The organism is Paraburkholderia fungorum (genome assembly GCF_003610895.1).
Taxonomy (GTDB): domain Bacteria; phylum Pseudomonadota; class Gammaproteobacteria; order Burkholderiales; family Burkholderiaceae; genus Paraburkholderia; species Paraburkholderia fungorum_B.
This window is the reverse complement of sequence record NZ_MCAS01000004.1, coordinates 137817-150089: the sequence shown is the minus strand read 5'-3', so window position 1 is coordinate 150089 and position 12273 is coordinate 137817. Positions and strand designations below refer to the sequence as shown.

Sequence of the window (12273 nt, the reverse complement as noted above, 5' to 3'; positions counted from 1 at the left end):
TCAATTCCAGGGGTGACGGGCCGGCCTGACGCCGTTCAGATAGTAGTTTCCGACCAGGTGATACTTCCAGCGCACAGGATCGTGCAACGTGTGAACGCGCGCGTTGCGCCAGTGCCGGTCGAGATTGTGTTCGCCGAGGGTCGACTGGGTGCCGGCAAGCTCAAACAGTTTTTCGCCTGCCAGCAAGGCTGTTTCGGTCGTCAACACTTTCGCTTCGCCTACGGCGACCGATGCGCGCGCCACATCGTCTTCCGTTGTTTCGGCCTTTGCCGCAATTTCGTCGATCACCCGTGCCGCCCGTTCGAGCAGAGCCTCTGCGGCATGCAGCTGGATATGCAGATGGCCGATCTCCCGCACGGTCAGCGGATCGTCGCTCGCGCGCTCGACCCCGCTGTCGATCCATGGCCGCGAACGCTGGCGAACGAATGTCAGCGTATCGTCGAGCGCCGCCTTCGCGATGCCGGCGTCGATAGCGGCCTGAATGATCTGGGAGATCGGACCGTTGAGCGTCGGATAGTCGGACACACGGTGTGCCGGCAATACATGCGAGGCCGGCACGCGTACGTTCTCCAGCACCACGGTGCCGCTTGCGGTGGTACGTTGACCGAAGCCCGACCAGTCGTCGATCACGGTCAAGCCTCTGGTGCCCTGCGGAATGTAGGCGAGCCAGCCCTTGCGTCCGGCGTCGAGTCCCAGCACGGGGACGAAATCGGCAAACAACGCGCCGGTCGAATAGAATTTGGTGCCATTGACAACGTAGTCGCCGCCCTCCTGCGTCACACTCGTCTTCAGATCGAGCACGTTCTTCGTGCCCTTCTCCGAAAAACCGTTGCCGAAACGCTTGCCGGCCAGCACCTGGGCGAAAAAGTACTTTTTCTGCTCTTCCGTTCCGGTGAGCGCGATCACGTCGACGAGGCCGAAGTGATTCTGCGGCAGCTGTCCGAGCGACGGATCCGCTGCTGCAATGATCTTGACGACTTCCGTCAAGGTGACGAAAGAGACGCCCGCACCGCCGTATTGCTTCGGTACCGTGATGGCCCATAGCCCGGACTGCGAGAACCATTCGATCTCCTCGCGGGGCAAGCGGCGTTCGGCATCGCGCGCGGCCGCGCCCTGCGCGAGGCGCGCTGCCACCTCGTGGGCCACCGCGATGGCCTGAGCGTCGTCGGCGATTACGCGAACTGCATGCCGGTTCTCGCTGCGGGTGTTCGATGAAGCCGCTTCGCCAATCTCTGCCATGGAAACCTCCGCTTGAATGACTGTGCGCTCAATCTATCAGCGGACACCGCACGCGCAAACTGAACGATTCGGCAATCGATATTCCTTCGGATGGCAAACAACTTTTTGGCGGCACACAGGATTCAGGCTTGTGAGTCCGCCGGCCGTCCGACACTGAAGGTGAACGCCAGCGCAAGGACCAGCAGTGCCCCCTTGATGAAATCCTGCATGTAGTAAGGCGCATTCAGCATGGTCAGGCCGTTGAGCAGCACGCCGACGAACACGGCCCCCACCACGGTGCCGAACACGTTGGGCCGCTTCGCACCCCACACCGCATAACCCATCAGCGCAGCCGCCACGGCATCGAGCAGCAGGGAGTGACCGGCGCTGACGTCGCCGCGTCCGACACGCGCCGCGATCAGCACGCCGCCCAGCAACGCAATCGCCCCTGAGGCCACATAGGCCGCGATCCGGTAGCGGGCGGTCGGCGCGCCCGCCAGCCGCGCGGCCGTCTCGTTGCCGCCGATCGCATAGATCACCCGGCCCCAGCGCGTCGCTTCCATGACGAGGCAGGCCAGCACCGTCAACCCGGCGAGAATCACGACGGGCAGCGGCACGACGTCGAACAGACGCAGACGCCCCAGGGCCAGAAAGGCATCGGAGAACGTGCCGCTCGCCTCCGTGCCGTCGGGCAATACCGTACCGGTTGCCAGCGAGCGGCCGCCGGTCGGAATCAGTTGCAGACCGGCCAGCAGGAACAATGTGCCGAGCGTCGCCAGTTGATCCGGCACACGCAGCCGCGTGATCAACAGGCCGTTGAACAGGCCGGCCGCGACGCCGAGCGCCACGCATGCGGCCACGGCGGCAAGCGCACTGCCATGCCAGACGATCAGCACATAGCTCGCCGCCATCTGAGCCGAGGCAGCCACGCTGCCCACGGAGAGATCGAAGCCGCCCGCCGCCAGCGTGATGGTCACGCCAATGCCGAGCAACGCTACGATCGATACGGCCTGGAGAATGCTGAACAGATTGTCGAGGTTCAGGAAGGCGGGTTCTTTGGCGGCGAACACGACAATCAGAATCGCCAGCACGAGCAGGATGCCGGTGCGCTCCAGATGATCGCGCAAGCGCCGCAATGCGGATTGCGCAGGTTGGCCGGAAGCCGCGTGAGCATCAATAGAAGGTGCGAGGGGTTTCATGGATTGAGTTTCGCGTTCACGTCGTGAGGGATTGAGCCGCTCATTCAGCCGCTAAGTGAGCCGCTGAATGAGCAGGCGCGTGAGTCAAGGGTTCGAGCGTCGCCCGGTCGAACCGCACGACGCGATCGGCAATCTCCATCGCCTCCTCGAGATCGCTGACGAACACGATCGTCGCGCGTTCATGGGCATGCCGCCGCAAGGTGTCGACGATATCGGCGCGCGCGCCGGCGTCGACGCCCTGAAACGGCTCGTCGAGCAGCAGGAGGCGCGCGCGTTCGACATGCCAGCGCGCAAGGACGACCTTCTGCTGATTGCCGCCGGACAGGCGCGTCAGCCGATCGTCGGGGCCAGTGCAACGTACGCCAAAGGTTTTGATCGCATCCATCGCGGCATCGCGCTCTACCGTCTCACGTATCAGGCCGCGCTTGAACCAATGAGGCAAAAACGGAAAGCTGAGCGTGCCCGCAATCGAAGCGAACGGCACGCTGTCGGGAAACAACGACGTGCGCCAGCGGTCCTCGCCGGCGAGGAACACGCCGGCGCGAATCGCGTCGGCCGGCGAACGGGGACGCCACGGTTTGCCGTCGAGCACCATCCGGCCACGGCTCGCGTGTGCCGCACCGAAGATCGTTCTAGCAAGGCGCGATTTGCCTCCGCCCACCGGCCCAGCTATCGCGACGATCTCGCCGCGCTGGACGTCGAGGTCGAACGGGAGGCTCTCCGGCGTCAATTGAAGGTCACGCACGCTGAAACAGGGTTCGAGCCTGGTAGCGTGCTTCGTCTGCTGGTTACGGCCCTGCGGCATGGGCCGTCCGATCATTGTCTCGACGGCAGCGTCGAAATCGATTGGGGGGTACAGGTCGGCGACGAGATGTCCGTCGCGCACGATCGCCACCCGGTTCGCCATCCGCCGCAAATCGCCCAGCCGATGCGAGACCAGCAGGATCGCGACGCCCTCTTCGCGCAAGGGCTCGAGCCGCATGAACAGGCGTTCGGCTTCGGCGGCGGACAGGCTGGCGGTGGGCTCGTCGAGAATCAGTAGTCTGGGGCGCGCAGCCAGCGCGCGCGCCAGCGTCACGAGTTGCTGATTCGCGAGCGAGAGCGACCCGAGCGGCGCCGACAGGTCGGCCTCCAGCCCGACTCGCCCGGCCAGCGGCCTTGCCGCCTCGCGCCGCGCCGCCGGCGGCACGCGCCAGGCCGACGCCGGATCGCACAGGCGATCGAGCAGCAGGTTATCCGCGATTGACAGCGCCGGCACGACCGCGTCGGCAATCGACTGATGCACCGTGGCAATGCCCAGTTGTTTCGCCGCCTGCGGTGATGTGGGCCGGTACGGTTTGCCCAGCAACGTCAAGGTCCCGGCGTCGGGCGGATACACGCCGCTCAGGATCTTGACGAGCGTGGACTTGCCCGCCCCATTGGCGCCCATCAACGCGACGACTTCGCCGGGGTGGATCGAGAGATCGAGCTTCGATAGCGCGACGGTTGCACCAAACTGCTTCGTGAGCGCCGAGGCGCTCAGGATCGGCTCGTTCGGACACGAAACCTTTTCCATACGATCGGGACGTGACGGGCGGGTCGAGTTCATGAGAGCGTCATCTGCCTGTAAGAGGGGTGACGATCCACGCAAACGCGCGACGCATGCTCCGCCAACGGCGGCGTACTGCGTACCGTCATCCGGGAATGATTGTCTGCCTGGGCGGGACTCGCGGCGAACCAATTTGTTCTGATATAGAAAGCGCCGCGCGCGGCGAACCGCAGGCTTGCCTGCAAGCAGGCGCCTTGAATCGCGCGGGAAGATTGGGAAGAGCGGCCCTTGCGGCGCGCTTAGTCTTCGCGGGCATATCGATGCCACAATTCCTTCGTGGCCGCGAACGATCCGCTCATCGACAATGGGAAAATCGGCCAGCACGTTCCTTCGCCGCTGGCTGCTTCCGCATTCGACAGGACCATGAGAACCGACCCGCCCCGCCAGCTTCATCTGAACGTCAATATCCTGCACTCCGGCTTTGTCCCTTCCGCATGGCGTACGCATGAAGCCGATCCGCGCGCTTTCGTCGATATCGCTCACTACGTTCGCGTCGCACAACTTGCCGAGGCGGCGAAATTCGATGCGGTGTTTCTCGCGGACAATGCCTCGATTGCCGATCAGATCGACTTCCGCCCGATCACGGCGCTGGAGCCGACCGTGTTGCTCGCCGGCATTGCCGCGGCCACCACGCATATCGGCGTAATCGGCACGGCATCCACGAGTTACAACGAGCCGTACAACATCGCGCGCCGCTTTGCCACGCTCGATCATCTCAGTGCGGGCCGCGCCGGCTGGAACATCGTGACGACCGCCGATCTCGGCTCAGCCCGCAATTTCGGCCGCGAGGCGGTACCCGATCACGCGCAACGCTACGCGCGCGCCGCCGAGTTTACCGAGGTCGTGAAGGCACTCTGGGATAGCTGGGAAGACGACGCCTTTATCGGCGACAAGGCAAGCGGCCGTTTCATCGACGCCACCAAGGTGCACCGCATCGACCATCGCGGCAAATACTTCAGTGTCGATGGCCCGTTCAATCTGCCGCGTAGCGCGCAGGGCCACCCTGTGCTGATCCAGGCCGGCGGTTCGAATGACGGACGCGAACTCGCGGCGCGGCACGCGGAGGCCGTGTTCTCCGCATCGCAATCATTCGACGAGGCCGCCGCCTATGCACGTGAACTGAAATCTCGCGCTGCGGCGTGGGGACGTGGCAACGACGCCATTCGCGTGCTACCCGGTCTCACCACCATCATCGGTGCAACCGAAGCCGAGGCCCTGCGCCGTCGCGACGATCTGGTCGATCTGATTCCATGGAGCTACAGCCTCACGCGACTGGCCGGCATATTGGGTATCGGCATCGACCGCCTGAAACTCGACGAACGCCTGCCGGACGATCTCGCCCTGCCGGGCGGCGGTAACGGCAATCACACGTTCTTCCACGCCACGCTCGCGCAGGCGCGCACGCATGGCTACACCGCGCGACAGTTGATCCGCGCGCTGGCGGGTGGTGGCGGACATCGTGTCGTGGTCGGCACACCTGAACAGATCGCCGACGACATCGAACTCTGGTTCAAAGGCGGTGCCGCCGACGGTTTCAATCTGATGCCGGACGTGCTGCCGGGCGGCTTGCAGGATTTCGCCGACGGCGTGGTTCCGCTTCTGCAACAACGCGGTATTTTCCGCACCGGGTACGAAGGACGTACCCTGCGCGAACACTTCGGATTACGACGCCCTGTCAGCCGCCACCTGCATCCGCGGGAAGCGGCGGCAACCGTGTAACGTAAGCGCCCGGCTCTACCCCGCCGAGCGTGCTTGCCCTAGCTGTCGAACGTGATGAACTGCGCCGAGGTCCACACCTTGCTATCGTCACGCTGACGGCCGAATACGTACACGGGGCGAAAGCCAAAGCTGGCGTTCTGCGCAGCGACGTCGAAGCTGCCTGTTAGATCCGCCGGCAAGGGCTGATCCGTCAAACGCTCGACGGCCAGGAAAAGTTCGGTGCCGCCCAGTTCATGCCGCGCCGTGCCGCTTGCGAGTAGTTCCGCGCCGCTGATTTCCCAGTGAAAAGTTGGCGCGTGTGCGAACGGATTGCCCTGCAGCGGATCGCCTACCTTCACGAAGCCGTCGATCGTGCCTTCGATCACAATGCGCGCCCGCGCCAGATTGCTCACATCGATCTCGATGCTATCGGCGTCGCCATAGGTGTCACTGCGAAATTCGATGTCGGTCGCACCCGTGCGCCACGCGGCCTCCTCCAGATGCTCGAAGCCCGCCGCGCCGAAGTTATTGATCGTGCCGTTGACGATGCGAATACGCCCTTGCCAGGAGGCCCACCGGTAGCGGTCGCGAATTCGCGCGCCGCCCCAACGCACCCGGATCAGGCGCTCGGCATAGCCGAGTTCTTCGTGCAGATTGCGCTCGACCAGCAGACCGTTGTGGTCGAACGCCGCAACATATTCCCACCCGGCACGGCCCAGCAAACGATAGTCGAGCGTAGCCGGACCGCGCTGCGTGAAGGCATCGCCTTGCCAGAACTCGCCACAGCGAACCAGCGCCGCGCTGTGCTCGCCGGTGGTGGCCCACGTGCGGCGGGCCCGCAATGCCTCGCCAACCGAGCGCCGGTCGAGCGAATCGGACAGCACGCCGGTCAGGCCGCCATGCACGCCGAACACGCTCACGCCAGGCGCACCGCCGCCGGGCCGGCCGCGATGCTCGTCGCCGCTCGCCGCCACGCCGAGTTGATAACCGCGCGCGATCACGTCGCGATAGAGCCAGTCGAAATGGCCCCACGTCGACGCGATTTCGACCAGCCGTTCGAGTTCCGGATGATGCCAGTCAGGGATATAGCGGCGGCCGCCTACATGCGGCATCACCAGATGGTGGGCGGCATCGTCCACGTAGGCGTCCCACAGTTCATCCACCGGCCAGCGGCCGAGTTCGACCGCCGCGCCCTTCATGTCCTCGTTCCATACCAACGTGCGGTTGTGTTCGCCGCGCGCGTTGTAAGGGAAACCGGGCCGCTCGTCGCCGAGAAAAACCACATTGTGATCGCCGCCCGCCGTCGAACTGCCGCACCATTCCTGCACCGGATAGACAACGAAGCGCCCCGGCTCGTTGAACTGCTCGACGGTGTCGACACCCAGTTGCCAGTTCGCGTCGGTGATCTGGAAATCGTTGGCGGTGTAGCCGAGCACGTCGATGCCGCCGATATCGCGCGCATACGCAGCGTTGTAGGCCGGACTGTTCGTGCCCACCGTATCGTGCGCGTGAACATGCAAGTCCGCATACAAGGAGCGGGCGACCGGCAGCGTGGCATCCACCGTCAGGAAGACTTCCGCCGCGCGCACGTCACGCAGCGACGGCACATCCGCCACGATGCGCAAGGTGCCAGGCGTTGCCGGCAGACCGGTCAGCGCGACGCTCGCCCAGCCGACGGCCGGCAGCGGCAGCTCGTGCTCATAGACAAGCTGTTCGCCCTCATCATAGGCGCGCACGCGCACCGCACCGCCTGCATCGCGGCAGGCATTGCCCCACTGGTCCTGCAAGGAAAGCCTGAACGGCGCGGACTGTGCGGGCTGCACGAAGCGCGGCCCATTGAGCAACACCCGGGCAGGCGCGCCGGCATGAATATCGATTACGACGCCGCCCGGCACCGCAACAAAGCGCGAGGTGCCGAGCGGGTCGACGTAAAAACGGAAACGGAACTGATCCTCGACGAAAGTCTGCACACGCGTGCCCGGACCGCGGCGCCGATCGCCGAGGCGAATCACGATGTGGTCGCCGGCATTCAGGTAACCGTCGGCGACATCCACAATAACGGCCTTCTGAAACGGCCTTTCGTGCCCCTTCTGATCGAAGCGCACATTCAACGACTGGATGGTCGCCGGGCTTTGCCCCGGAACGAGCGGCGCCGCGTGATATTCCGCGCTGATGTAGTTGGCCGCGCCCGGATCGCTGGTCTGAAACAGCGCCCAATCCGAATAGAACTTGAAGGTCGCTTTCAACCAGGCGCCGTCGGCGATTCCCGAGGCGCCAACTTCATAGTCGAGGACGATCTCGCTCCAACTGCCCGCTTCGAGCCGCGTCACGTTGCAGCTCACACGGCCGGCAAACGGCAGTGCCTTATGACGCTCATACAAGCCGGCCGGCGCGACATGCGGGCCGAGCCGCTTGCGCAGCGCGGCGCCCTTTGCCGCCAGCGTTGCGGCGGGGCTTTCGTTGCCGCTGCCGTTATCTCCGTCGTGGCCGTGCGCGTGCTCGTGGTGTTGGTTCACGTCAGTATCTCTTGATGAAAGTATGGGGTGATGCGCGGCTCGATCAGTGCGCGAACGGCCAGGGCGCAGCGGGATTCCAGATCGGGATGCCCTGATACGCGTACCACGGCGCCATCACGCAGATACCGTAGGCAATCGCGATCAGCACCGAGACCACGCCGACCCTGGCGTAATCCGAGGTCGTGAAAGCACCGCTGCTATACGCAATGACGCCCGCCGTGATTTGCGTGGGCAGCAGGTAGGCAAAGCTGTCGGTATCGCTGATCAGCAGCGTGAAAGCCACCGGATGCAAACCAAGGCGCGGCGCGAGAGCCAGCGCGATCGGCGCGATCATGGTGACGGCCGCGACGTTCGAGAGCATGCCGATCCGGATCACATGCGTGCCGATCATCACGATCGCCAGCATCAGCCACCAGACATAGCCGTGCGCGAGTACGTAGATGTGATCGGCGGCCCACTGCGCGAGCCCCGAATCGCTGATCGCGGCGGAGAGCGAGAGTGCCCCGCCGAGCAGAAACAGCGTGCCCCAGATGGTGCGTTCCTGTATCTCCTTCCAGCTCGCGCGCAGCACGCCAGGCGCGAACATCAGCGCGAGTGCAATCAACGCGACAATTTCGGATTGCAGATGGTGCAGCGATTCGGTGGCCCACATCACGGCGACGAAACCGAAGATGGCGAGCACGCGCCAATCCTGACGCGCCACCGGCGGCAAGCCGCGGCGCGCGTCGATGATCGCCTGACGCCCGCCCGGCACCGGCACGCCGCGCGATTTGAAGTAGTGCTGCACCCAGAACTGCGTCAGCACGAACATGCCCAGGTACGGCCATTGCAGCCGGAACCAGGTGAAATATGAAATCCGTACACCGAGCTGCTTCTCCAGCAGACCGGAGACCACCATATTCGGCAGATGCGCGGTGAGAATGCACATGCCGCTAATCATCGAGCCATACACCAGCGTCTGGATCACGATGGCCTTTCTGGCGCTGCGCTCGCGCTTGCTATCGCCGAACAGCCCGACGATGCCGTTGGTCACCGGCAGCAATGCGGCCGCGCGAGCGTTGGCAGCCGGCACGACCAGCGACATCACGAAGTTGACGACGAACATCGCCCAGATCACGCCATTCGCCGAGCGCACCCTGAGCTTGTCGAGCAAAACCAGCGCGATGCGGCGGTCGAGCACGGCCGCCTGCATGATCGCGGAAAACAGGAAAGCGGCAAGACACAGGAACACCACCGGCGCGGCGAACCCGCTCGCGGCTTTGGGAAACGGCGTGACCGCGTGCGACAACACCAGCAGCATCGGCAGCAGAATGCCGCTGACGCCGACGGGAATGGCCTCAGTGATCCACACGATAGCCACCCACGCGACCACGGCCAGGGTGGCTTTGCCGTGCGGCGTCAGACCTTGCGGCACCGGCAATATCCATGCGATAGCGGCGAAACAGAGCCACGCGAGCAGGAAGCCCGCCCGAGCCTTCAACAGACTTCCGCGCAGACGCTCACCTGCGGGCAACTGCGCCGCGGGAGCATGACTCGCGTGCTGCGGCACGCCTGGACTTGCACTTGCAACCGCCGCATAGCTCGATGTTTCGTTTGCCACTTCCCCGCTCCTGTAAGGCGGCCAGGATTCGCCCGCATGCGAACCTGAGCTGCCGGAAAGTTGGCATAATACGTATTAATACAAGTTGCCGATCTAAGCACTTCTCATATCCTTATACGAAGAAATGGCTTAGCCCGCCGCATCGATTCAGCGCAGTGCCGCTGCGCACTGCACAAGGAAAAGAGAACCCATGAGCCTCGTCCGCGAGAATGTCACGTCGCTTTACGATCAGATTGCCGGCACATTGCGCGGCGAAATAGAAAGCGGCAGTTACGAGCCTTCCGGCAAGCTGCCGTCGGAGGCCGAGCTCAGCGAGCGCTTTGGCGTGAGCCGCGTGACCGTGCGCCTTGCCATCGGCAAGCTGGCGGACGAAAAACTGGTGGAGCGCAAACAGGGCAAAGGCACCTTTGCCAGCGGCAAGCGCATGCAGCATCGCCTCGATGTGCTGCGTGGCTTTTACGATTCGCTGGCACGCCAGGGCGCCGAGCCGCAGATGCGGCTCCTGCGCATGCAGCCCGGCAAGAAACTGCCGCCCGAGATGGCCGGTGTGTTCGCAAGCGAGGTCAAGACCGCCGTCTATCTCGAACGGCTGCATTCCGTGGACGGCGTCAGCGTCGCGCTGGCGCAGACATGGCTGCTGCCCGAAGCGGAATCGATCTCCGAACAACTGGCGCAGACGCGGCCTTCCTACGAGATCATCGAATCGATGCCTGGATGGAAGATCGCCCGCGCGGACATGAGCATTACCGCCGTGGCGGCGTCAGCGGCCATCGCGCGCAGCCTTCAGACAACTGAGCAGGCGCCCCTGCTGGTGATGAAACGGATCTCGCGCCTCACCGATGGGCGCGTCTGCGAGTCGACGCTCTTTCATATCCGGCCGGAACGGTATGAGTTTGTTGTGAGCAGCGCGATGGGCGGGGAACTGACCGCGCGCACGGCAGAACATTAGAACGTGGCGCCTGGCGTTGTGCCGCCCCGCGAATGTGTCCTGAAACAAGCCGATTTTTGATCCCGCGCCCCGGTCATCTCACCGGGGAAAGAAGCGGTTCCCGGGCCGCGGCAATCCGAGATTCTCGCGCAGCGTCGTCCCTTCGTATTCGCGCCGGAACAGGCCGCGTCTTTGCAACTCGGGAATGACCTTGTCCACGAAATCATCAAGACCGCCGGGCAGATACGGGAACATCACGTTGAACCCGTCCGAGCCCTCTTCCACCAGCCATTGCTCCATCTGATCGGCGATCATCGCCGCCGTGCCCACCATCTCGAGCCCGGAGTATCCGCCAATGCGCTGCGCGAGTTGACGGATCGTCAGCCCGTCGCGCTGCGCCCATTCGACCACCCGTTGCCGCGCGGTCCGGCTCGCATTGGTCTCGGGGATCTCGGGCAGCGGGCCGTCCGGATCGAAACCGGACACGTCGTGCCCCAATGCAATCGACAACGAAGCGATACCGCTCTCGTAATGAACGAACGTATCGAGCCGCGCACGGATTTCCCGCGCCTCTTCCAGCGTATCGCCAACCACCACGAAGGCAGCCGGCAGGATCTTCATGTGATCGCGCGCCCGGCCGAGTTTTTCCATCCGGCCTTTCACATCGGCATAGAAGCGCTTGCCGTCGGCCAGCAGACTTTGCGCGGTAAACACCACTTCAGCGGTTTCGGCGGCGATCTGGCGCCCCGCTTCCGATGAACCGGCCTGCACGATCACGGGCCAACCCTGAACCGGGCGGGCAATATTCAACGGGCCGCGCACCGAGAAGTTCTCGCTCCTGTAGTTCAGCACATGGAGTTTTTGCGGATCGAAGAATGTGCCCGTTTCCGTATCGCGGATAAAGGCATCGTCGGCCCAACTGTCCCAGAGCCCGGTGACCACATCGAAGAACTCGCGGGCACGCCGGTACCGTTCGTCGTGTTCGACATGCTCGTCGAGGCCGAAATTGAGCGCGGCATCGGGATTCGACGTGGTCACGAGATTCCATCCCGCGCGGCCGCCGCTGATATGGTCGAGCGACGCAAAACGTCTGGCGACGTGATAAGGCGCGTCGAACGTGGTGGAGGCGGTCGCGACGAGGCCCAGGCGTTCCGTGACCGCCGCCAGCGCGGGCAGCAGCGTCAGCGGTTCAAACGAGGTGACCGTATGGCTATGCTTGAGCGCATCGAGCGGCATGTTGAGCACCGCAAGGTGGTCGGCCATGAAGAACGCGTCGAAGCGGCCGCGCTCGAGCGTCTGCGCGAAGCGCTTCAGGTGCGCGAAATTGAAGTTGGCATCGGGATAGGCGCCGGGATAGCGCCATGCGCCGGTATGAATCGTCGTGGGACGCATGAAAGCGCCGAGGCGAAGCTGACGTGACATGGTACAGGCTCCATCGCAAACGGGTCGGGCCAGTTTAATCGTCCTTCACCGACGCTGCTTGCCACCACCCACCCTATCCACCGCACTCGCCTCACCGTAAGCCC

The 12273-nt window shown here is 64.1% G+C and carries 8 protein-coding genes; 2 read left to right on the top strand and 6 right to left on the bottom strand.

Annotated features, from left to right (window positions below; all coding sequences use genetic code 11):
* The 3 genes from BCY88_RS05785 to BCY88_RS05775 form a co-directional block, all read right to left on the bottom strand.
* Positions 1–1239 carry an SfnB family sulfur acquisition oxidoreductase gene (locus BCY88_RS05785; RefSeq protein ID WP_120343345.1) on the bottom strand — a complete coding sequence of 413 codons (1239 nt, stop codon included), beginning with the start codon at positions 1237–1239 and terminating at the stop codon, positions 1–3.
* A gap of 122 nt (positions 1240–1361) precedes the next feature.
* Positions 1362–2417, bottom strand: coding sequence for an ABC transporter permease (locus tag BCY88_RS05780; RefSeq protein ID WP_120343344.1), 1056 nt, complete (start codon positions 2415–2417; stop codon positions 1362–1364).
* 40 nt (positions 2418–2457) lie between these two features.
* Complete coding sequence (locus BCY88_RS05775; protein WP_120343343.1) at positions 2458–4005, bottom strand: sugar ABC transporter ATP-binding protein; 1548 nt, start codon at positions 4003–4005, stop codon at positions 2458–2460.
* A 363-nt stretch (positions 4006–4368) separates the two neighbouring features.
* Between BCY88_RS05775 and BCY88_RS05770 the strand changes: the two genes are divergently transcribed.
* Entirely contained in the window at positions 4369–5724 is a 1356-nt protein-coding gene (locus BCY88_RS05770) for an LLM class flavin-dependent oxidoreductase (protein ID WP_120343420.1), read from the top strand.
* 38 nt (positions 5725–5762) lie between these two features.
* Here the strand turns inward: BCY88_RS05770 and BCY88_RS05765 are convergent, their stop codons facing one another.
* Positions 5763–8144 carry a hypothetical protein gene (locus BCY88_RS05765; protein WP_120343419.1) on the bottom strand — a complete coding sequence of 794 codons (2382 nt, stop codon included), beginning with the start codon at positions 8142–8144 and terminating at the stop codon, positions 5763–5765.
* 118 nt (positions 8145–8262) lie between these two features.
* Positions 8263–9819, bottom strand: coding sequence for an SLC13 family permease (locus BCY88_RS05760; protein WP_259461255.1), 1557 nt, complete (start codon positions 9817–9819; stop codon positions 8263–8265).
* Between the two features lie 190 nt (positions 9820–10009).
* On the opposite strand from BCY88_RS05760, the gene BCY88_RS05755 reads away from it, so the two are divergent.
* Positions 10010–10768, top strand: a complete 759-nt coding sequence (locus BCY88_RS05755; protein WP_120343342.1) for a GntR family transcriptional regulator — start codon at positions 10010–10012, stop codon at positions 10766–10768.
* A gap of 78 nt (positions 10769–10846) precedes the next feature.
* Here the strand turns inward: BCY88_RS05755 and BCY88_RS05750 are convergent, their stop codons facing one another.
* Positions 10847–12169: an LLM class flavin-dependent oxidoreductase gene (locus BCY88_RS05750; protein WP_120343341.1), complete on the bottom strand. Its 1323-nt coding sequence runs from the start codon at positions 12167–12169 to the stop codon at positions 10847–10849.
* Between the last annotated feature and the right edge of the window lie 104 nt (positions 12170–12273).